The organism is Psychrobacter sp. DAB_AL43B (assembly GCF_900168255.1).
Lineage (GTDB): Bacteria > Pseudomonadota > Gammaproteobacteria > Pseudomonadales > Moraxellaceae > Psychrobacter.
Genome location: NZ_LT799838.1, coordinates 2,609,238 through 2,631,498 on the forward strand (window position 1 = coordinate 2,609,238; position 22,261 = coordinate 2,631,498).

Below are 22,261 nucleotides of genomic sequence, written 5' to 3' on the forward strand. Positions count from 1 at the left end.
TAAGCAGTTTTTTATGTGGCATAAAAAACGCGCCTACTATGTAAGTAGGCGCGTTAAATATCAATCATACCAGTTATTATTGTGATCTGGTGCTATCGCAAAGAGCCATAATGAAAAATTTAGTTCAGGATACCATAGGCAACCAGCGCATCAGCAACACGCTTAAAGCCAACGATATTTGCGCCTGTCATATAATCGATGTAGCCTTTGTCAGTCTGATGGTATTTTTCTGACGCTTCAGCAGCGCAGTCATGAATATTTCTCATAATACACTTCAAACGCTCATCAACTTCCTCAAAGGTTTTGTACTGGCGTACTGAGTTTTGTGACATCTCAAGTCCAGATACCGCCACACCACCAGCATTTGCCGCTTTGCCCGGTGCATAATGCACACGATGCAAACGAATATGATCAATCGCTTCAGCAGTCAATGGCATATTGGCGCCTTCGACGACATATTTGATGCCATTTTCAACCATAAGCTTAGCGTCCTCTTCATCCACTTCGTTTTGTGTGGCTGATGGGATAGCGATGTCACCTTTGATATGCCAAGGTTTTTGCTTAGCAAGCCACTCACCACCATAGACATCAACGTAATCGGCCAAAGGTTTACTTTTCGCTTTTTGTGCTTTTAACCAGTTAATTTTTTCTTGATTAAGACCTGCTTCATCATACAAGGTACCTTGTGAGTCTGACACCGTGACTACAACGCCGCCCAGCATATGAGCTTTTTCAGCAGCATGGAGTGAGACGTTACCAGCCCCTGAAACCAGTACTCTTTTACCGTCTATGTGTTCGTTTTGAGCCGCTAGCATATTTTCTAAAAAATAAACCGCGCCATAACCAGTGGCTTCTGTACGCATCAAACTACCACCAAAACCCACCCCTTTACCGGTTAATACACCACCGTATTCACGTGTAAGGTTTTTATACATGGCAAACATATAGCTGATTTCGCGTCCACCAACACCGATATCACCAGCGGGTACGTCAATATCCTTATTTATATAAGGATGCAGCTCACGCATAAAAGCGTAGCAAAAACGACGGATTTCATTGTCTGTTTTGCCCTTTGGATCAAAATCAGAACCGCCTTTGGCACCGCCCATAGGCAAACCGGTCAATGCATTTTTAAATATCTGCTCAAAGCCTAAAAACTTCAAAACAGACTGATTTACCGTTGGGTGAAACCTGATACCACCTTTATAAGGACCTAGCGCATTACTAAACTGAACGCGCCAGCCGCGATTTACTTGTACTTCACCTTGATCGTTTTCCCAATTGATACGAAAAGCCACAACGCGGTCAGGCTCAACAAGGCGCTCAAAAATTTGGAACGTATCATATTCGGGATGAGTGTCGTATAGCGGAGCAATCGTGATTGCAACTTCTTTTACCGCCTGAATAAATTCAGGTTGGTGAGCGTAACGTGCTTCAATTTTTTTGATTGCCTGACTGATACTCATATAGATTCCTTAGGGTAAAGATTGTAATCGTGCTGATTTACATCGACATTTTATCGCATAATCACAAACGATAGGATGGCAAACGTTGATGTGGGATTGAGGTCGCTCCTATACGCTGTTTGTGTTTGGTATAGAAACTGATGGGATTAGAAGCCAACTGATTGTGTCTCTAAATCTTAAACCCAGAAGCACAAACAATTTTTATCTCATATCTATATATCATTTTTTTGGTGTATAAGTCTAGTAAATATCGCCATCATCAAAAGTTATGGGCAAGTTTTTTATAACGATAATCTATACATGACCGTGTAATGAAAGCTCGACAGTCAAAAATCCATATCTACTTTTTAACTGTTTTTGCACTACCTTACGATGAAAAACTCACTTTCACCTTATCGGTTTTAATAACTTATTTTTATGAAGAAATAATCGAAACAAAATATAAAGTAATAATAAAGAAAATTAGAATAAACTTTTATTTACTATTAGAAATAAGTTAATGATAGAAGGTTATAAAATAGAGATAAAAGGTTAAAAAAACCAATATTTAGCCTTTCATTCATATCCTGCCATATCATTATTAATTGTAAGGGTTTATAATATTGCCCATTAATTAGTCAAAAACTATTTAACATATTATTAACCGTTATTTTTTAAAATACTATCAACCGTTATTCTATTCATTTAATAACCCGTCATAGAGAAAACGATATGCGTACTGATTCATTTCAGCAAATCTTGGAAGACCTAAATAGCTCATCAGCCGATGTTGAAGCATCTGCTCTCATTTCTAACGATGGTCTTATGATTGCATCTGCGTTACCAGCAGGCGTTGATGAAGACCGCGTTGGCGCTATGTCAGCAGCTTTATTATCACTAGGTGATCGTGCAGGTCGCGAATTGGCTCGTGGTAGCATTGACCGTATCATGATTCAAGGTGAAAAGGGCTACGTGATCATGACTTCATCGGGTGATGAAGCAGTACTAACCATTATGGCAAAACCGAATGCCAAACTTGGCTTAATATTCTTAGATATTAAACGTGCCTCTGAAGCGCTTTCGAAACTTATCTAATAATTGGTTTTAAAGTGCTAACGCTACGGTTCTATACCGCGCCTGCAATACAAATGCCTTCTGTGTATAATACTTTAAATGAAAACGGACGCACTGTCTTATAAAAATTATTTAAGGTATTGCACACTGTTTAGATTGAATGAGTGATTATTGAATAAGTGATTAAAGCTTCTAAATATCTATGAATTCTAATCCTAGCGAATCACATATCCATACTTATTAAAAAATAAGCGCGTTAAAAAACAAACGTAAATCAAATAAGTTTTTTAATGACTATCCATACAACAATAAATAAAGGAGATTACGATGGGTTCTCCACTACCTGACGCAATGAAGCCTGACCTGCCAGCCGAGCAGATCACTCTGACTTATCATGACGGTGCATCGCGTACTATTTATGATACTGGTATCGAACGCCCTTATCCTGATGGCAAGCTGATTGTTTCGCGTACCGATTTAGACGGTATTTTGACTCACGTTAATGATGCCTTTGTTGAGATTAGTGGCTACGCTGCTGATGAGCTGATCGGTCAGCCACAATCTATTTTGCGCCATCCTGATATGCCAAAAGCTGCCTATAAAGATTTATGGTCAACCGCAGAGGCTGGACAAAAATGGCATGGCTACGTTAAAAACTTATGTAAAGATGGCAGCCATTATTGGGTTTACGCGACTGTCGTGCCCAACGTTCGTCGCGGCGAAACCGTTGGCTATACTTCTGTACGCCGTAAGCCATCGCGCAGCAAAATTGATGCGGCTATCGCTCAGTATGCCCAAATGAAACAAAACGAGGAAGGTTAAATCATGACGACACATAATATGTTAATCGCCCCTGATTTTTCGCCTGAGCGTTTTGCAGGCTGGCATATGTTTAATATCTTGATTCAAAAACGTGCCAATCTAAACATGCATCTAAATATGCCTGCCTCACATGCTGAGCAAGAAGCGCTTATCGACGCAGGCGACATGCAAGTTATTTATGCCAACCCTTTTGATGCAGCAACGCTCATCCGTGAGCAAGGCTACCGTGCAGTTGCGCGCCCTATCGGTAAATCTGATGAGATGGTCATTGCAGCTTCAGCAAATAGCGATATCAATACTCTAGAGGACTTGGCTAATGGCGCGACCATTGCTATGGCAAATAACCGTGATGTTAAGCTGATTGGTTTACGCCTACTAGAAGCGGTCGATTTAGAAGAGGCGGACTTGAATTGGTCAGTGACCGAAACCTATCAAGCAGCAGCACGCCAAGTTATCAAAGGCGATGCTCAAGCGGCATTCTTTTTAGCTGAAATTTTCCACAGCTTTTCACGCTTAACCAAAGCGCAGTTAACTGTATTAATCGAAAGTGATTTGGCGGATATTAGCCATGTATTGCTGATTAAAGAGGGTTTTCCTGATACAGAAATTCTGATGAATGCCATTCTGAATTTGCATAACGATGATGATGGTAAAGAAGCATTGGCTGAACTTGGTATGCCTCAAGGCTTTGAAGCTATGGACGAAGAAGATGCTGAGTTTATGATCGACTTGATGGAAACTTTAATTGACTAGCAGGTTCACTGGCATCTGACTTAGGTCATAGCCTATTGCGCTACCATATTGGCTATGACTGACAGGACACTATTATGTCTGATTTAGACCTTATCAAAGAAAGTGAAATGGCCGCGCGTGGCGTATATCGTCTCTACTCGCGTAAGATATTTTTGGCACCAAACAATCGCCATTTTCACGAACAACGTATCAACGCAGCACTGTTATTAAACGAAAAAGAGCCGCTGCAAGGTGCCATCGCAGATTTCTTTTATGGTTGCTGGTATGATATCCCTTACGATGTCACCAACATGTTTACGCGCTTGCAAGGTCGTCTATTGCCTCACATAGAACAAGGTTTTCGCGATTGTATCGATAAAAAAAGCTATATCCAAAAAAATAGTACGCTGGCGACCCGCTGGAGCGTACTGGTATCGCCTTCACTAAATGAACAGACCCAGCGTTTACGTATCAGTAGTGATGACGCCAAAGAAATCGCGAAAGACATCACCGCCGAGCTGATGCTAGCACGTGATAATCAAAACTTGGATACAATAGAACAAATAGAAAATGAATTCTTTGCTCATTGTATTGCTCGCAACGACCGTTTGGCATTCTCCTTAGTTTGGTTTCGCTTGGGTAAAAGTGACTGGCAATTTGATGATCGCTGGAATAATTGTCAACAAAAACTTGATCAAACCACTAAAGCTTAGATTTGCTCTTTTGTTAAAACGACTCATAAAACTTCATTTGAATGGTAGCTGTTATGTCCTCTTATTTAAACGCTGATAAAACGTATCTGACCTTGACTCCAGCCGGTATTTTTGAGGCCTTTTCACAAAGTGAGCCAACTGCTGAACAGCTATCATTACAAGATTTATTATCCTATAACGAGACTTTGCTAGCCGCTGACTGGCTCGAACGCTATTCTGATGAGTGGTTAGATAGCTTTTTAGAACACGGCTGGATCGAGAAGCTGTCGCTATTCTTGCCCGCTCCCAATTTGCCATTAGACCAGTTTTTACCTTATGTAGTATCGAGCTTGTCCGGTAAACGCCGTGCAGCGATTGGCTCTGATGAAGGGTTTTGCCTAGCGCGGATAGGCTATAGCCAAGAAGAAGCAGACATGCTTAGTGTGGCTGCTGCTGACTTTTCGGGCTTTATGCTACGCCAAAAACAACGCGGCTGGGCCGTAGAAAGTCAAGCTATCTCATTCTTTCAGCAAGTTGATTTACTGATTCCTGAGACCAGCTTTGTGTTCTTATGGATTGATGGTTCAGGCTACGTGCTCATCATTGATGGCGAACCTTTGACCAATAATCGTGCCTTTGTTGAGCTGGTCTGGGCATTAAAAACTTCTGGGCTTAGATTTCTGAGTTAGAACTCATAAATTAATACTACCGAATGAAGTCAACTGCATTAAAAAGTCCGAAAATCTAAGCTATTAAGTGCGCCTTATTATAAATAATAGGCGCATTTTTTTATGGGATTAAAAAATGTATTAATGAAATTGAAGCCTTTATTAATAACGTACAAGCACAAAAAAGACCCCATTTTAAGGAGTCTTTTAATATTTTTTATATAGTCGATTCAATTTGAAAAGAATACAGTGCAACTGAGATAAATTTTGCGAAGCCTCTGGAGTGCGAAGCACACAGCAAGCGAGGAAGATTTATCCCAGTATAACGCTATTTTTAACGTACCTCTTTTATATTGAATTGGGTATAACCGAAACCTACATGTTTCGAACCAAAGGCGGTTGTACACGTGAATACATGATGAGTGATATGCCATTAGAGATCAGCTCAACTGCCAATAGCACACCAAGGATATAAGTCGCTGACTGCGGATAGCCGATAAATATCATAATAGCTAAAGCAATCGAGATAAGTCCTGAGATTAATAAGGGTATGAAAGCCACTGTCTTGCGTAGCCCAAAAGCGACAATGACTCTAACAATACCTGTTGCCATAAACAAAATAGCAATCACCATCGTCAAAGTTAATATGCCTTGCAACGGGTTTTGTAGTAGCTCAATACCAATCAATATACCCAATACACCACCGATGGCAGCAAGTACTTTACCAGTCGTACTATGCGCACGAAATAGTGCGATAAACTGTAAAATACCGACGAGAAGGAAGGTAAACCCTGCTAATTGTTCAGCGGCGAAAGTGGCACTAAGAGGATTAAAAAACGCAAATATACCGCCAAGGATACTGATAATACCAACCACCAGCCACAATGTACGACTCATAAAACACCTTACTTTATGTTTAATAGAAAGTATATTATATCGTAGCGCGTTTTTCATCTTGTATGACGGTGGTAATATATTCGAATAGTCCTGTTAAGATCAAGGTCTGGGCGTTGTATTATATTCATAAGCCTGCTAACTGTTTATGATGGTTTATCAAAATCAGTCCATACTATTCCACTGCTGACGCGTAATTTTATACAGTACATGCTCAGCAAGCGGATGCTTAGATTTGAGCGCAGGATGGTAAAAATTGTCCTGCGTATCAGTCATGCCGATACGCTCCATAATAAGTTGTGAGCGCTGATTAATCACAGCAGTAAATACAACTACCTCATCAAGTGCCAGCTCAGTAAAAGCGAAATCCAAAGACGCACGCGCGGCTTCAGTAGCATAGCCTCGTCCCCAAAAATCTTTGCGCAGTCGCCAAGCGATCTCGACACAAGGTGCAAAAGACATATCAGCATGCGTCTGATTCAAGCCGACAAAACCGATAAAGACATCACTGTTTTCTGAACAGTCTTTTAAACTTAGCGCCCAAAATCCCCAACCGTTATCTTTAATCAGCTGCTGGCATTTAGTCGCAATGATATCACTCACGGTAGCTGACAATAATTTGGCGAAATACTTCATCACTTCTGGATCAGCGTTCATCTTAGCAAATATTGCAAAATCGCTTGATTGCCATTGTCTAAGATAAAGCCGCTCTGTTTCTATATAGCATGTCATTTAGTACTCGATAGCGCTCATTAAAGTGCTCATTACTCTTATTTATCAATCCAGCCTTGTTGCTTGGCATAAGCAAGTTGTTCAGGCGTATCGATATCATAATTGAGCTGATGATTGATAACTACCTGTATTTGCTTGGGTGGCAATCCTCGAATGAGATGACGCAGTCCCTTATCACCAACTAATTCTGACTGCCATTGTTTAAGTAGCTCATAATTAATCACCAAAGGTACGCCGATGATATTTTTTTTAGGTGGTTTATCGAATGGCATTTTATTTAGTGGCAACTTATCAAAGTACTGCCAGTCACTATCGCCACTATAGCTGCTTGCCACCACAGCCTGCTTACCTGCTAATAATTCGATTAAATGCTGCTGATCTAAGAGTACTTGGTCAATCCCCATGATTAATACTCGATTTAAAAGACGATTATCAAGGTCAGTTAATGCATCGACACCTAAACGCAAGCTCTGCGCCATACCCATTTTAGGTGTTGGATTGATGACCGTATGAATCATTGGGTGCTGAGCGGCTAACGGTTCAATTGCATTAGCAATGCACAGGTTTTCTCTAGGAATGACAACGATGATAGTTTGTGGCTGAGTGCTCAATGCCAATTTAAGCATATGACTGATTAATGGCTCGCCATTTTTGCAAAGTAATTGCTTAGCTTGACCAAGACGGCGACTCAAGCCACTTGCTAATATAATGATGGCGTGGCTGTTATGTGGTGGATGGGTTTTATGTTGAGTATAGCTTTGCTGTTGCACACCATTTAGCTGCTGTGTTTTAGCTTCTACTGTTGTCGATTTATCCTTATTCATACGCAGCTCAGCGTTGCAATACTGCTCATGGCTGCGGTATCTGAAAGTTCGTTAGCTGAAAACTCTGCTGGTGCCTTTTGACCATACATCACTGCATTTACTTGTGCCATGATACCTAGTGCCAATGCTTCAGGTCCGTCTCCACCTAACTTATAGCCGATAGGATAGTGTAGTTTGCTAATACCATCCTTTAAGGCAGTAGGATTTTTTTTGACGGCATTAATCTCATTAATTAGGCGTTCAGTACGATAACGCGGACCTAATTGACCAAGGTATTTATAATGGGTCGAATGCTCCAATAATACTGAAAGACGAGCACGATCTTGAGTAAGACTATGTGACATCAAAGCTACCGCTGCATTATCACTCAGTTTAAGCAATTGTTCGTGATCATCTAATGACAGTGGCATTACGATATCAGCTTGAGGAAAGTGTAGACGAGATGCATATTGTGCGCGGCTATCGATGATAGTGACATGCCAGTCTTGCAGCTTTGCCATGGTCACCAGTGGCATCACATCGTTACCGGCACCGCAAATAAGCAAACGTAGTTGTGGTTGTAAACGTTGTAGTAGCCACTCTGTCGTTAAACCACCATTTTTCAAGATAACATATTCAGTATTTTTATCAGACACTTCATACGTTGATAGCGCTTCAACTGTATCTCTAAGCACATGAGTAACAGTACTTGACCCCTCACCCTCAGATAAAGCTTGATTAGAAATACTATCACCATCAATAACCGTTATTTTTCCACTATCGATATAAGTCTCTATATCAACTCGCATACCAATTGGTAACTGTTCAATATCATTGCTACCCGAGCGAATTAAAGTCGCTATCGTTGCCGGCTGCTGGGTACGGCGAACGTGGCGAATGATATCTAATAAGGGCAGCGCAGCTTTTAAACGCTCAAATAATACGTGTACCTTTCCATTACAGCCTAAACCAAAATTTAGCTCATTGTCTAAATAACTATTACCACTAAGTTCATGCTCTTCAATTTCATGGTCTTCATCCGCCTGTTCGTCACCCGTTTGGTAAACCTGCACATTTGCACCGTTGCGAGTCAACCAAAAGGCGCGTTTGATGATATGTGGCTCAAGGCAACCGCCACTAATCATGCCAACAGAGCGTCCATCTGCGCAGATAAGCATCATCGCGCCCGTACGGCGATATGCCGAGCCTTCCGTACGCACCACTGTCGCCAGCACTGCGTCAACATTTTTCTCCTGCGCTGTGCTTGCCAGCTTAAGAATATCAGCGACCTGATTCATATTTCCTCTTATTTTCTATCTAGAACTATAATCATCAGTTTATAAAACCCGCTAACTGCTATAGCTAACGGGCTTCTTTAATTACTCTGTTTGACTAATACACCTACTCTGGTAGCTCATAAAGCAGCTTATCAAGCGTGATGGGAAAATCATAAACACGAACCCCAACCGCATTATAGATAGCGTTGGCAATAGCCGCAGCCGCGCCTGATATTGCAGTCTCGCCTATTCCTTTGATATGCATGGGGTTAGTATAAGGGTCATCTTCTTCGACTAATATAACCTCCAATTGCGGTACGTCAGCATTGACTGGAATATGATATTCAGCAAGGTCATGGTTACATAAGCGACCGTCACGCTTATCATGGATGACCTCTTCCATCAAAGCTGAACCAATGCCAAACACCATACCGCCGTAGCACTGTGAGGTGGCCGTTTTATGATTAAGAATACGCCCAGCGGCGAATGCACCGGTCATTCGTTTGACTCGAATCTCACCGGTGACTCTATGCACTGCTACTTCTGCGAAGTTAGCACCAAAAGATGCTTGGCGATGGCTTTTGGCATTTTTACCAGGTTTGATTTGTCCTTTGGCGCTAATCTTTTGTTCATCGTATGTCGCAACGATATCGGCTAAGGCATAAGACTGGAAGTTCCTAAAGTCGTATTTTTCATTGAAAGCTTTTGGTAGGGATAAACCTGTTTTTTCGGTTACTGTATTTTTTAAATCTTCTGCTCTATCTTTAACGGTCTCGATAGCAGCTTCTGTCATGCTGGGATTATGGTCGCCTGCTTGCTTGATTTGCCCGTTATCAAACTGGATGGTATCGGGATAAAGACCGACTTTGTCTGCCAGCATTTCACGCAGTTGCTCACAAGCTAAATAAACACCACTACCAGCACTTGCTGCGCCCACACTACCACCCGAACCTGAAGCAGGCGGCAGTTCACTATCGCCCAACTTCATCTCGATATGATCTATCGGTAAACCCAACAAATCAGCCGCTACCTGAGAGAATACCGTATAAGAGCCAGTACCAATATCTGTCATATCGGTTTCGATGATAGCCTTGATGCCAAGCTCTTTTGAGTCATCAACTTGCAAAGTTGCCCGCGCTTCCGAAGGTTTTAACTGGTTACCACGAGCAGATGCCGCCATTCCTGTGCCAATCCACCAATCCCCCTCCAATTGACTAGCAGGTTTGGCATTGCGCTTATCCCAGCCGAACTGCTCTGCCCCTTGCTCCATACAGGCAACGAGCTGGCGCGTCGAAAACGGAATATCTTGGCTCGGGTCTTGCTCAGGCTCATTACGGCGGCGCAGCTCAATGGGATCGATATTCAACTGAGAGGCCAATTCGTCCATCGCACATTCAACGGCAATCATACCTACTGCTTCACCGGGGGCACGCATTGAGCCTGATAGTACTTGGTTCATATCTACTTTTTTATAATTTACCCGACGATTTTCACCGCGGTATAAATACTTAGTAGACAAAGCAGTGGGTTCAAAAAATGCCTCTCCGGGTAAATTACTGGTAACAGTATCGTGAATCATGGTATTGATGACACCATCTTTATCACAGCCAATAGCAATACGCTGACGGGTGTTTGAGCGTCTTACTGTCGCTTCCATGACTTGCGGGCGCGTCATACTAATTAGCACAGGGCGACCCAACTCTTTTGCAGAAATAGCGGCCGCAATTGATTCAGGGGCAATACCGAGCTTACTGCCAAAGCCGCCACCGACATAATAAGAAATAAGTTGTACTTGGTCCTTATTCAAGTCTAAGGCGTCCATAACTTGCTGTTTGCAAGGCGCAATCATTTGGTTTGAGGTGTACATGATGAGCTTATCATCTTCCCAATAAGCCAAAGTAGCATGTGGTTCCATAGGAGAATTACTTTGGCTTGGGGTATGATAAAAGCGATCAAGGGTAACGGCTGAATCAGCCAGTCCTTGCTCTGGGTCACCGTTTATCGCATTTTTATCTGAGCCTTTTTTCTCATCAATATCATGAGCATTAGTAAGCTCTTTGGTAAAATTTAAGGCCGCTTGCTCAGTCTCATCTTTATAACTAACCTTCAGGGCATTTGCGCCTTCTGTCGCTGCTTCAAAGGTTTCAGCAACTACCACGGCAATCGGCTGACCATGATAAAAAATCTCACTAACGCCCTGTGTTGGGGCTTTGGTTTCGCCGCCTTGCTGAGCATTACGCAAAAAGTGCTTGGGATCAGTCACCACTTTGATAATGCCAGGAATATCGTCTAAAGCGCTACTATCGATATTCTTAATCTGACCTCTGGCAATCTTGGCACTGACTAACACACCATAAACTTGATTTTCTCGATAAATCTCTGCCGAATAAGGCGCTTGTCCGCTAACCTTTAATGAGCCGTCGACACGGTTAATGGGTTTACCAACCAAATTGCTTGCCGTTTTGTTAAACAAGGTTTCGACAGGCTCATTCATCATCATTTTTTTGGTGGGTTCTGATGGAAGTACTGAGTCTAGTAATGACATGATTATGCTCCCTCGCCCGCTAAGGCGCGCTGAATAACTTGTTTTAATAGACGGCGTGTCAGTGGTATTTTAAAGTCGTTTTGCCCATGACCTTTGGCTTCTTTTAGTAATAAATCTGCTGCCTGCTCAATAGTATCGTTATCGCCTTTAGTATCCGTTAATAAGGCTTCAACCGCTTCATTACGCCACGGCTGAGTGCCAATACCGCCAAACGCCAAACGTACTGTTTCTAAATCACCTTTATCATTAACATTTATCACGGCAGCGCACGATATCAATGCAAAAGCATAAGAGGCGCGGTCGCGAACTTTGTCATAAGTGTGGCTGCCTTTTATAGGCGCTGGCAGGACTACATGCGTAATAAGCTCGCCAGACTCTAAAACAGTTTCGATATTAGGCGTGTCTTTTGGCAGGCAATAAAAGTCTTTGATCGCAATGTTGCGTTTACTACCATCCGCTTTAATCGTTTCAATTGTCGCATCGAGTAAACGCATCGCAACAGCCATATCGGAGGGGTGCTGAGCAATACAAGCGTCGCTCGTACCCAATATGGCAAGGGTGCGGTTCTCGCCATTGATAGCCGGACAACCAGTACCAGGATTGCGCTTATTACAAGGACTGTCAGTCTGATAAAAGTAATAGCAACGGGTACGCTGTAAAAAATTGCCGCCCGTGGTGGCTTTATTACGCAGTTGCCCAGTCGCGCCAGCCAGTATCGCTCGTGATAATATCGGATAATTGGCAATCACTTGCGGATGCGCTGCCAAATCGCTATTAGTTACCAGCGTACCGATACGTAGCCCACCGTCATTAGTCGTTTCTACTTGCTGTAGTTCTAAGCGAGTCACATCGACCAGCTTGATAGGGGTTTCAATCTCTAGCTTCATTAAATCTAATAAATTGGTGCCACCTGCAATAAACGAAGCCTCTTTTGGACTGGCCGAAATCGCGGCGTGTTCGGGTGCATCAGCACGGATATATTCAAAGCGTTTCATGAACGATCTCCTGCTACAGTCATACTGGCTTTATTTTGCGACGGCTTGCTGAGCTGCGCTTCACTAGGCGGCGGCGACCAAATACCGCTGACATCCGAGCCTTTCGTTATCGTCGCTTTCGAAGCAGTTTTACCTTTTATCTCATTCTCCAAAACCTGCGAGATAGCATTAATAATATTTGGATAGGCAGAACAGCGACAAATATTACCGCTCATACGCTCAGAGATTTCTTGTACCAACAGACCATCAGGATTTTGCAAATCGGTCGTCACATAGCTTGGCCAGTTTTGTTTAATCTCCTCTATCAAAGCAGTCGCCGAACATATTTGCCCAGGCGTACAGTAACCGCACTGGAAAGCATCGTGGTCTTTAAAGGCTTGTTGTAATTCTGAAAGCGATTCCGGCAAGCCAATCCCTTCGATCGTCGTAATCTCATCACCGTCATGCATGACTGCAAGTGTCAGACAAGAATTAACCCGTCGTCCATTAATGAGCATGGTACAGGCACCACATTGACCGTGGTCGCAGCCTTTTTTTGGTCCAGTAATTTGCAGATGCTGACGACAGAGATCGAGCAATGTCGTGCGTGGGTCAAGATTATCGAGCTGATAATCCTGCTTATTAATTGATAACGTCAAAGTAGACATGCTGGCTTCTCGCTGGCAGAAAAACATAAAAGAGATAAAATAAACGCCCGTTAAAATAGCGCTAACCGATTTATTATGTCTTATTAAAAATGTCGATTTGTTTTTACTTTGTAGTCATTGCAGGGTAGTTTTTTAACCAGACCTAGGTTTATAAAAATTTCTCTTGAGTCATATTGATAATAATTAAAGGCACAGTACGTTGGTAACTTAGCGCACATTGTAATCGCTGCATCTTTAACCTAGTATTAATGAACTTAGCGTTTATCAAAGAAGCGTTAATAACTATTTAGACAATAAACGCCAAAAAAACATGTAAACATAAATAATAAATTAGGTAGAAAAATATGAATCAGTTAAAAAAACCACTCCGCATAGACATTGTCTCAGATGTGGTTTGTCCTTGGTGTGTCGTCGGGTATAAACAACTCGCAGAAGCACTTAAGAAGACCAATACTGCCCATGAGATACACTGGCATCCGTTTGAGCTAAACCCTAACATGCCAAGCGAGGGTCAAAACATGCGTGAACATATCACAGAAAAATATGGCTCAAGTAAAGCGGAGTCAGACGCCAGCCGCGCTCAAATAACAAAGGTAGGTTCTGATGTCGGCTTTGAGTTTAATTTTACTGATGAGCTGCGTATGCACAATACCTTTAATTTGCATCAGCTTTTGCACTGGGCTGAGCAGCAAGGGCGCATGCATGAGTTGAAGCAGGCGTTATTTACCGCGCACTTTACCGATAATAGGAATATCTCTGATATCGAAGTGCTTGCTGATATTGCCGCTGAGGCTGGACTCAATCGCGAGGAAGCACTGGCAGTTTTAGAAGACCAACGCTTTGCCAATGATGTACGTGAGGTAGAGCAGCATTGGCAGCGGCAAGGTATTCAAAGCGTCCCTGCAATCATTTTTAATGAGCAGCACTTGGTTAGCGGCGCGCAAGGCGTAGAAAATTATGTCAATATTTTAGAGCAATTAGCCAATATGCAAGATTAAATCAATATTTTTAGTAGGATTATTTATATGAGCAAAGATAAACTGATGACATTGTCAGATGAGGCGGAAGTCCTCGTTTTAGACGAGTTAAGGGTTTATATGAGTGATGAATTCGATGTCGATATCGGTAACTTACCGGCTAAGTTCTTATTGGATTTTATCATCGAAAAGATAGGCCCGCATTTATACAATCAAATGATTGATGATAATGAACCTTGGTTGTACGATAGGTTTACGGCTATCTTAGAAGATATGCATAGCTTTAAAAAAGACTAGAGCATATTGCTAAGGTAATTTCCTCAAAATTTCGGCATCATGATAAATATATTAAAGCTGCCTTTTCAGCTCAACTTTTAAAATGACTCTGCTAAAATACAAAATGCTGCGTCCATTAGGCGCAGCATTTTTATATTTAAAAAACTAATAATGAGTATTATAGCTTAAGCATCAAAGTGAATAACCGTACGGATACTCTCGCCTTTGTGCATTAAGTCGAAAGCTTCGTTGATGTCTTCTAATGGCATAGTGTGGGTAATAAAGTCTTGCAGTGGAATCTCGCCAGCTAGGTAGCGCTCTACATAACCTGGTAATTCTGAACGACCTTTTACACCACCAAATGCCGAACCGCGCCAGACGCGACCGGTCACTAGCTGGAATGGACGGGTAGAAATCTCTTGTCCAGCACCCGCCACACCGATGATGACCGACTCGCCCCAACCTTTATGGCAGCACTCAAGCGCTGAACGCATGACATCGACGTTACCGATACATTCAAAAGAATAATCAACACCGCCATCGGTCAATTCAACGATGACATCTTGAATGGGTTTGTCATAATCTTTTGGATTGATGCAATCAGTCGCGCCAAGCTTTTTGGCTAGCTCAAACTTACTCTCATTGATATCAATGGCAATGATACGGCTGGCTTTTGCCATTGCTGCACCGATGACTGCTGATAAACCAATGCCGCCTAAACCAAAGATAGCGACTGTTGCGCCCTCTTCGACTTTTGCGGTATTCATGACCGCGCCCATTCCAGTGGTAACACCGCAACCAAGTAAGCAAACTTCTTCTAATGGCGCTGCCTTATTGACTTTCGCTAAAGAAATTTCTGGCAAAACCGTATATTCAGAAAAAGTTGAGCAGCCCATATAATGATAGATTGGCTCACCATCTTTATAAAAACGGGTCGTACCATCTGGCATTAAGCCTTTTCCTTGGGTCTCGCGTACGGCAGAGCACAAGTTGGTTTTGCCTGAAGTACACATTTTACAGACGCCACATTCTGCCGTGTATAAAGGAATAACATGATCACCAACCTGCACACTGGTCACGCCTTCGCCAATTTGCTCAACGATACCGCCGCCTTCATGACCCAAAATTGCTGGGAATACGCCTTCTGGATCTTCACCGGATAAGGTAAAAGCATCGGTATGACAAACACCACTGGCAACGATTTTTACCAGTACTTCGCCTTTACGTGGCAACATAACATCCACTTCTTCGATAGATAATGGCTGGTTTGGACCCCAAGCAATGGCGGCTTTAGATTTGATAAATTTATCTGACATCGTTATCTCTCTTTTTAATGTATTTTATTGGTTATTAAACACAGACCTCTTCAGCTTATCTTGCTTGCCGAATGGAGGCAAGCGACAGTTGTAGCAGTCTGTAAAATATTTAATTTTATGCTGACCATTATAGTTTTTTCTATAAGGATAACAATATGCTATATTTGCAAATATCTTTTACACACTGGTAATAATCATGCGCTGGGATGGAATTAGCGAGTTCGTTTACGTGGCAGAATATGAGAGCTTTACGCGCGCTGCAAAAGAGTTGGGCATTTCTACCGCACAAGTCAGTCGTCAGATTAGCGCTTTAGAGAAGCGACTTGATATTAAACTACTCTATCGCACCACGCGCAAAGTATCACTCACCGAAGAAGGACGTGTGTTTTATCAGCATTGTCGCGGGGTGCTCGATGGCTTAGATGCCGCCGAACAAGCTGTCAGTAATTTACAATCAAAACCGCAAGGTAGGATTAAGCTGACCGCACCTGTGACTTATGGTGAGCAGCAACTGTTGCCGCTGATCAATGATTTCATGGTGCAATATAGCGATATCGAAGTGACGGCTTTTTTAAGCAATCAAAAGATTGACTTGATTGAAGGCGGTTATGATTTAGCGATTCGTATTGGTAAATTAAACGACTCAACGATGATGGCAAAAAAACTCAGCCATCGCACCAACTTTGTCTGTGCTTCTCCTGCTTATTTGAATAAATATGGTATTCCAAAAACTCTAAACGAGCTGAGTACACATAACTGTTTACTTGGCACTCACAACTATTGGCGTTTTATAGAGACTGGGGAAGCATCTGGTAAAGAAAGAAATCTGCGCGTTTTTGGTAGCGTACAATATAATAGCGGTTATGGTTTAGTCGATGCTGCTTTAAAAGGCTTAGGTATCGTCCAGTTACCTGATTATTATGTGCAAAAACATTTAGAATCCGGTCAGCTCATTAGCTTATTGGACAAATATAGAGAACCCGAAGAAGGTATTTGGGCTATCTATCCGCATAACCGTCATTTATCGCCAAAGATTAGACTACTTGTCGATTATCTAGCAGAGCGTTTGGATTAATGCAGTAAGAACAAAGCGTTTTTATCCGTTAATTTAAGTCTTTACTGAGAAAAGTCGGACAGCGCTATTTGTTCATATAACTCTACTTTCAACTTCTTTGCACACTCGATAATCTTTTTACGATTGGCAGGGATAGCACCGTGCTCGATCGCTGTTTCGCGCATTTGTACCGTGACGTCATAGTGAGGATAGCTGGCGTTTCGATGGAATAAGCGCTCATCTACATCAATCAACGCCGCAAACTCATGTAACTCTTGCAAAGTATCCGCCAGCATGTGGCACCACTTATAGCCTTTAAATTCTATCTGCATAAAATCTACATATATCGCCATATAGCAGCTCCTTTTATTCCTTCTATAAAACATTTTAAATCGTTTTTTTTACTCTAGTACATTTGCTATTAGCTAATCTATTTAGCATTGGTAAATGAGTCTTAGTAAATAAACGGTGCTGAATGAGAATTTACTATCAAACACAACTCATTTTCTTATGGCAAATTTTAACTGTTTGTAGGGATAGGAAATACTTTGTCATAAACCCAGTTGTAGATAAAGGCATAGATGAGATAAAAAGTCGCCATCGCGATATCCATCTTAAACGCTTCCCAAAGGCTGATATTTAAATACCAGGCGATGACAGGTAGAAATAATAACAACAATCCACCTTCAAATAACAACGCATGTAGCACGCGTATCAGAACTGTTTTTTGCACCGCACCGCGTAACCTGAGCATGGCACGGTCAAACAAAATATTATAAAAGTAGTTCCAAAATGTGGCGACGATAGAGCCGACCAACGCCATAACTCCCATCAGATGTAGCTCAAAACCAAATACTAAGCTTGCTAGGGGGGCAAAGATAAGCAGACCTATAATCTCAAACCCTAAGGCGTGGCGAATCCGGTCTTTTTTGTTACGCATGAAACTTCCTAATTGATTTGTTTATCGACTTACTTTATTTCTTGAATACTCTATATCACTCGCATTATTTACGTGCCATTATGTTCTGTTTTTACTGGCTAAGACTTTCAATAACTGCCATTAAAGTAATTCACGCACATTTTTCTTTAGCTGTTTGAGCAATTTTTGGTACTCACTATCACGAGTTTCAAGTGTGCTTAAGCGTCCATAGCGTAGCTGGCGATAGTCTTGTTGAATTTGCACAATTTTTGCTTGAGCAGCTTTCGAATCAATAGCGGTTGCCAAACGTTCAAGCCACGCTAACTGTCCTTCATTTTCTGTGCGCGCTAATGATTTATCACTTTTGCCAATACGCTTTGATAATTGCGCAAGTGGCAAGTCTGCTGGGTGCCAGCGTTTGCGGCGACGTTGCCAAATAATAAATACTAAAATAGCCATGACCGTAATAGCACTTATCGCTAACCAAGTAATTTGCTGCATGATTGAGCGGATGTTAAACCACTTTAATAGCGAGTCCGCTTGCTTGTCCTGATCGTAGCCGACGACGTCTTTTTGCCAATAGTAGCTGGCTTGGTCTGATAAGCGCCGTAAGGTTTGTAGCATTTGATACTGCTGATAGCTGATTTGTGCACTAGCGCCATCTCCAAACATGGCTGCCCCTTGCGCTTGTGTCAGTGCATCCATGCCTTGTTCTACCCGTTCAGGCGCTACAAACGCAGTCGGGTCAACACGTACCCAGCCTTGACCCTCAAGCCAAACCTCCGTCCAAGCGTGCGCATCCATCTGCCGTACTTCCCAGACATTGCCGCTACGACTTAGCTCGCCACCTTGATAGCCCGCCACTACTCGCGCCGGAATACCCGCTGCCCGTAGCATAAAGGTAAAGCTTGAAGAGTAATGCTCACAAAACCCTGCTTTAGTCTGAAACAAAAACTCGTCAATACGGTTATTCTTCAGCCGTGGTGGGGATAGCGTATAGCGAAAATCCGTTTGATTAATCCAGCGCTCAATAGCCGCCATATAGCGTACAGGGTCTGAATCTGACTGTGTAAAAAGCTGCTGAGCCAGCGCTCGTGCTTGGGGGTTGCCATCTTTGGGCAATGCAAGATTTAGACGCCGCGACTCATCATTTAAAATAGGGTCAATACGCATGGGCGCAAATTGCAATACATCGTAGCGCAGCTGCTGGGTAACAGGCTGATCTTTTAATAAGGTAAAGTCTGAGGTGATACTGACATCTTGCTGCTGGGCAAAAGGGTAATCAAGTCCAAATAGCCAGTTTTGCTGCGTAGGCTCTAAGATAATCTGATAGCTATTCGGTGCAACTTTTGCTTCATCGGGAACGGTAGCAAATGCATTTTCGATCCAAACCGGCGTTTGTAGTTCAGGTCGCCATTGTCGTTGCTGAGGGCTAGGACGCCAAGTAACCCCATCGAAGTCACTAAACACTAAGCCACGCCAATACAGTTGCTGCTGCGCTGGGCGACTGTCTTTAAATTCTACGCGAAAAGCCAGCTCGGTCGATTGCCCCAAATTGGCAAAGTCGCCGGGGGACATGCTGTCAGAAACACCCGTGGTCGCTTGCTGACCAGATAACTGTACTGACCATAGCGGTGGCAAGCGCGGGAAGAATAAAAACAGCACTAACAACAATGGCAACGCTCCAATGCCTAACATCCCTAAGGTACGCAGACGGCCATCACCGCGAGTATTGCCATCGTCATTTAGCGCAATGAACGCCAATAATACAATGACCACCCCTACTATCACCTCTAGCGTTGTGACAATACCTTGATCCATCAGGAACAGCGCCGCCAGTACAAACAACGATAAGTTGAGCACGACGTAAGCATCACGGCGTTTGTACAATTCCCACAGCTTACTAACAAGACATAGTACTAAAAACGCCACGCCCATATCGAGTCCAAACGCCGTATTATAAGTCAGCCACAGACCTGCTAGCCCTAATAAGAAGCCAAGCATTTGCATGCCTTGATAAACACGTTTTAAATGACGACCTTTTTTGAACTTCACTTTAATACGCGGCAGCTGGGCAGTAATACTAACAACAGCAAAACCCATTAACCATAATGGCAAATGCGCAGCGTGAGGTAAAATAACGATAATTTGAGCGATTAACACCCAATAATAGGCTGGCAATGCCAATAGCTTACGATACCATTTATTATCGGCAGTCATATCCGTATGAGCACTGACATTTTGACCCAATGCTAAGCGCTCAAAGCTGGCTGTAGATGCTTCCACAGATGCTTGTATAGATAGCTTCTTAGAGGAGGGTTTAATTGAGCGTTGAGAGTCGTTCATGGTGCTTTTGCCAACCTTAATAAGCAAGCTTGTGCAAAGCCATCGCCTTCACCCATCGCTGCAGCAGAAGGCGCCTCATTAGCTAAGCGCATTTTAAATGGCACCCCTAGTTGACCCAGTGTCATCGCACCATACGCTAATTGCGCAAGCTTCTGCTCGTGATGTGCCGCTGGCATATCGGCATAATCTAAGGTTTGCTCATGACCGACAGGATCCGCAAAATGCTTGGTAAGCATTCCCTGACCTCGCGCTACATGACCCCAAGATACCCGTGCCAGCGACTCACCTTCGATATAATTATCGAGCCGTTCAAAATCATCTTGACCTTGACGATACTGACCGCCTAATGGCAAATCCTCCAAGCTTACGGTTGAATACTGATCTTGCCAGTCAAATACTTCAGGCTTAGGATAGACCCACGCGGTACGCGCAAAATAGACATATGACCATGCGCGCATGATACCTAAAGGATAAACCGTTTTTATCTTTAATCGCGGTAATTCAAGCTGACCGCGATTAAAGGTTTGAACGGGAAGGTGAATAACATGCTCACCTTGTAGCCGTGTCACCAGCACTGGATACTGATCATCAACGCTAGTTTTGATTTTTTTATTAGCTTTCTTATTCGTTTTTTGGTCAACTTTTTTGTCAGGCTGCTCAAAGCTAAATAATAGCTGCCGCCTTGGTTGTCGGCTGTCACTCTTTAGCTGCAAGGTGACCCAAACAGGAGCGCCCGCTTCTGCCATCGTCACTTCCAGCAGGCGTACTTGTAGCCCTGAGATATGGGCAAAGGTCACATGAAAACTGATGAGCCAAATACTGATGAGATAAAAACATAAGCCCAATACCAAGTTATTGCCATAGTTGATACCAGCAATAAAAGTAATGATTAATAGCACCGCAAACAGCATACCCTCACGGCTAAAAAAGATATAAACGTTACGCAAATTGAGTTTGGCGCTGTCATTTTTGGGCGCGCGCGAAGCAAACCAACGGCTAACTGCTGAGGTGATTGGGTCGGTAAAGGCTTTTGGTAAAAGGCTCATGATTACCCTATCCTCACCATAGAATCGAAAATATCATTGGTATACCGCCACTTCAGCCAAAATACGTTGTGCGATAGTCTGCGTTGCTTGTCCACCAGTTATATGCGCGGGTACAAAGCGCTGACCAAGACGATGATCGGTGACCGCAGCAAATACTGCTTGGACATCTTCAGGAGTCATCTCCATGTGCCCCGATACATAAGCATAAGCCTGTGCGGCACGCTGTAGCGACAGCACACCACGCGGTGATAAACCATGATACTCGTGGCTTGCTCGTGTTTTTGCGACCAGTCTTTGCAGATAGTCCAAAACCACATCCGCGACATAAACTTGCTTGACCCCTTGCTGAGCTAATAAAACCGCCTCTGTATCAAGCACCGCATCCAACTCTTTTAGCAGCTCGCGACGATCCCGACCTTTTAATAGTTCGCGCTCTGCCGCAGGCGATGGATAACCAAGCGACAAACATAATAAGAATCGATCTAACTGCGACTCAGGAAGGGGATATACACCTGCTTGCTGCAATGGATTTTGGGTTGCTATCACAAAGAACGGCTGCGGTAATGGGTAGGTTTGCCCATCTTGGGTCACCTGCCGCTCCTCCATTGCTTCGAGTAAAGCACTTTGGGTCTTAGGACTAGAGCGATTGATCTCATCGGCAAGCAACAGCTGAGTAAAAATAGGACCGCGACGAAACTCAAATTGTAGCTTGCTTTGGTCGTAGATACTCATACCTAAAATATCTGCAGGCAGCATATCATTGGTAAACTGTACACGGCTGAAGCTTAGCCCTAATAATTGTGCCAATCCTTGCGCTAAGGTGGTTTTACCCATACCCGGTAAATCTTGCAACAGTAAATGCCCACCAGCGAAGATGCCACTGAGCGCAAGCTTGACCACCTGTGGTTTATCCAGCACGATGTGATTTAATTGTGCCATTAACTGGGCGATTTTTTGCTGATTATGCCGATAGTCGGTAGCTGCATGGGTCATGGTAAATT

General features: G+C 43.0%; 22 protein-coding genes. 8 read left to right on the forward strand and 14 right to left on the reverse strand.

The window, feature by feature from the left end:
- Nucleotides 1-119 precede the first annotated feature (119 nt).
- Nucleotides 120-1,466 carry an NADP-specific glutamate dehydrogenase gene (gene gdhA, locus DABAL43B_RS11075; protein WP_079692419.1) on the reverse strand — a complete coding sequence of 449 codons (1,347 nt, stop codon included), beginning with the start codon at nt 1,464-1,466 and terminating at the stop codon, nt 120-122.
- A 711-nt stretch (nt 1,467-2,177) separates the two neighbouring features.
- On the opposite strand from gdhA, the gene DABAL43B_RS11080 reads away from it, so the two are divergent.
- The 5 genes from DABAL43B_RS11080 to DABAL43B_RS11100 all read left to right on the forward strand — a co-directional run bounded on the left by DABAL43B_RS11080 (nt 2,178) and on the right by DABAL43B_RS11100 (nt 5,454).
- Nucleotides 2,178-2,540: a roadblock/LC7 domain-containing protein gene (locus DABAL43B_RS11080; protein WP_079692420.1), complete on the forward strand. Its 363-nt coding sequence runs from the start codon at nt 2,178-2,180 to the stop codon at nt 2,538-2,540.
- Between the two features lie 306 nt (nt 2,541-2,846).
- Nucleotides 2,847-3,341 (forward strand): PAS domain-containing protein, encoded by a 495-nt coding sequence (locus DABAL43B_RS11085; RefSeq protein WP_079692421.1) that lies wholly within the window; start codon nt 2,847-2,849, stop codon nt 3,339-3,341.
- 3 nt (nt 3,342-3,344) lie between these two features.
- Nucleotides 3,345-4,094, forward strand: coding sequence for a PhnD/SsuA/transferrin family substrate-binding protein (locus DABAL43B_RS11090; protein ID WP_079692422.1), 750 nt, complete (start codon nt 3,345-3,347; stop codon nt 4,092-4,094).
- Nucleotides 4,095-4,168: 74 nt separating this feature from the next.
- Entirely contained in the window at nt 4,169-4,786 is a 618-nt protein-coding gene (locus tag DABAL43B_RS11095; RefSeq protein ID WP_079692423.1) for a hypothetical protein, read from the forward strand.
- 53 nt (nt 4,787-4,839) lie between these two features.
- Nucleotides 4,840-5,454, forward strand: coding sequence for a hypothetical protein (locus tag DABAL43B_RS11100; RefSeq protein ID WP_079692424.1), 615 nt, complete (start codon nt 4,840-4,842; stop codon nt 5,452-5,454).
- Nucleotides 5,455-5,808: 354 nt separating this feature from the next.
- Here DABAL43B_RS11100 and DABAL43B_RS11105 read toward each other — a convergent pair whose 3' ends face one another.
- From DABAL43B_RS11105 to DABAL43B_RS11135, 7 genes are all read right to left on the reverse strand, one after another.
- The gene (locus DABAL43B_RS11105) at nt 5,809-6,330 is read right to left on the reverse strand and encodes an HdeD family acid-resistance protein (protein ID WP_171996351.1); all 522 of its coding nucleotides are present in this window, start codon (nt 6,328-6,330) and stop codon (nt 5,809-5,811) included.
- A 162-nt stretch (nt 6,331-6,492) separates the two neighbouring features.
- Complete coding sequence (locus DABAL43B_RS11110) at nt 6,493-7,059, reverse strand: GNAT family N-acetyltransferase (protein ID WP_079692426.1); 567 nt, start codon at nt 7,057-7,059, stop codon at nt 6,493-6,495.
- Between the two features lie 38 nt (nt 7,060-7,097).
- Nucleotides 7,098-7,883 carry an NTP transferase domain-containing protein gene (locus DABAL43B_RS11115; protein WP_079692427.1) on the reverse strand — a complete coding sequence of 262 codons (786 nt, stop codon included), beginning with the start codon at nt 7,881-7,883 and terminating at the stop codon, nt 7,098-7,100.
- Nucleotides 7,880-9,160, reverse strand: a complete 1,281-nt coding sequence (locus DABAL43B_RS11120) for an XdhC family protein (protein ID WP_079692428.1) — start codon at nt 9,158-9,160, stop codon at nt 7,880-7,882. The genes DABAL43B_RS11115 and DABAL43B_RS11120 overlap by 4 nt, the downstream gene beginning before the upstream one ends.
- Nucleotides 9,161-9,263: 103 nt before the next feature.
- Nucleotides 9,264-11,684 (reverse strand): xanthine dehydrogenase family protein molybdopterin-binding subunit, encoded by a 2,421-nt coding sequence (locus DABAL43B_RS11125; protein WP_079692429.1) that lies wholly within the window; start codon nt 11,682-11,684, stop codon nt 9,264-9,266.
- Nucleotides 11,685-11,686: 2 nt separating this feature from the next.
- Nucleotides 11,687-12,679: an FAD binding domain-containing protein gene (locus DABAL43B_RS11130; RefSeq protein ID WP_079692430.1), complete on the reverse strand. Its 993-nt coding sequence runs from the start codon at nt 12,677-12,679 to the stop codon at nt 11,687-11,689.
- Nucleotides 12,676-13,326: a 2Fe-2S iron-sulfur cluster-binding protein gene (locus DABAL43B_RS11135; RefSeq protein ID WP_079692431.1), complete on the reverse strand. Its 651-nt coding sequence runs from the start codon at nt 13,324-13,326 to the stop codon at nt 12,676-12,678. The genes DABAL43B_RS11130 and DABAL43B_RS11135 overlap by 4 nt, the downstream gene beginning before the upstream one ends.
- Before the next feature lie 344 nt (nt 13,327-13,670).
- On the opposite strand from DABAL43B_RS11135, the gene DABAL43B_RS11140 reads away from it, so the two are divergent.
- Together DABAL43B_RS11140 and DABAL43B_RS11145 are read left to right on the forward strand one after the other, a co-directional pair.
- Nucleotides 13,671-14,324: a DsbA family protein gene (locus tag DABAL43B_RS11140; RefSeq protein WP_079692432.1), complete on the forward strand. Its 654-nt coding sequence runs from the start codon at nt 13,671-13,673 to the stop codon at nt 14,322-14,324.
- A 27-nt stretch (nt 14,325-14,351) separates the two neighbouring features.
- Complete coding sequence (locus tag DABAL43B_RS11145; RefSeq protein WP_079692433.1) at nt 14,352-14,600, forward strand: DUF2164 domain-containing protein; 249 nt, start codon at nt 14,352-14,354, stop codon at nt 14,598-14,600.
- Between the two features lie 164 nt (nt 14,601-14,764).
- Here DABAL43B_RS11145 and DABAL43B_RS11150 read toward each other — a convergent pair whose 3' ends face one another.
- Nucleotides 14,765-15,895, reverse strand: a complete 1,131-nt coding sequence (locus tag DABAL43B_RS11150) for an S-(hydroxymethyl)glutathione dehydrogenase/class III alcohol dehydrogenase (RefSeq protein WP_079692434.1) — start codon at nt 15,893-15,895, stop codon at nt 14,765-14,767.
- A 196-nt stretch (nt 15,896-16,091) separates the two neighbouring features.
- Here DABAL43B_RS11150 and DABAL43B_RS11155 point away from each other — a divergent pair, with 196 nt between their 5' ends.
- Nucleotides 16,092-16,970: a LysR family transcriptional regulator gene (locus DABAL43B_RS11155; protein WP_079692435.1), complete on the forward strand. Its 879-nt coding sequence runs from the start codon at nt 16,092-16,094 to the stop codon at nt 16,968-16,970.
- Between the two features lie 41 nt (nt 16,971-17,011).
- On the opposite strand, the gene DABAL43B_RS11160 is transcribed toward DABAL43B_RS11155, so the two are convergent.
- The 5 genes from DABAL43B_RS11160 to DABAL43B_RS11180 all read right to left on the reverse strand — a co-directional run bounded on the left by DABAL43B_RS11160 (nt 17,012) and on the right by DABAL43B_RS11180 (nt 22,253).
- Nucleotides 17,012-17,302 (reverse strand): DUF4031 domain-containing protein, encoded by a 291-nt coding sequence (locus DABAL43B_RS11160; RefSeq protein ID WP_079692436.1) that lies wholly within the window; start codon nt 17,300-17,302, stop codon nt 17,012-17,014.
- 167 nt (nt 17,303-17,469) lie between these two features.
- Nucleotides 17,470-17,889 (reverse strand): PACE efflux transporter, encoded by a 420-nt coding sequence (locus tag DABAL43B_RS11165; protein ID WP_079692437.1) that lies wholly within the window; start codon nt 17,887-17,889, stop codon nt 17,470-17,472.
- Nucleotides 17,890-18,009: 120 nt separating this feature from the next.
- A complete protein-coding gene (locus tag DABAL43B_RS11170; RefSeq protein ID WP_079692438.1) occupies nt 18,010-20,214 on the reverse strand; it encodes a DUF3488 and transglutaminase-like domain-containing protein in 2,205 nt (734 codons plus the stop codon).
- Nucleotides 20,211-21,260, reverse strand: a complete 1,050-nt coding sequence (locus DABAL43B_RS11175; RefSeq protein WP_079692439.1) for a hypothetical protein — start codon at nt 21,258-21,260, stop codon at nt 20,211-20,213. The genes DABAL43B_RS11170 and DABAL43B_RS11175 overlap by 4 nt, the downstream gene beginning before the upstream one ends.
- Before the next feature lie 33 nt (nt 21,261-21,293).
- Nucleotides 21,294-22,253 (reverse strand): AAA family ATPase, encoded by a 960-nt coding sequence (locus tag DABAL43B_RS11180; RefSeq protein WP_079692440.1) that lies wholly within the window; start codon nt 22,251-22,253, stop codon nt 21,294-21,296.
- Nucleotides 22,254-22,261: the final 8 nt, after the last annotated feature.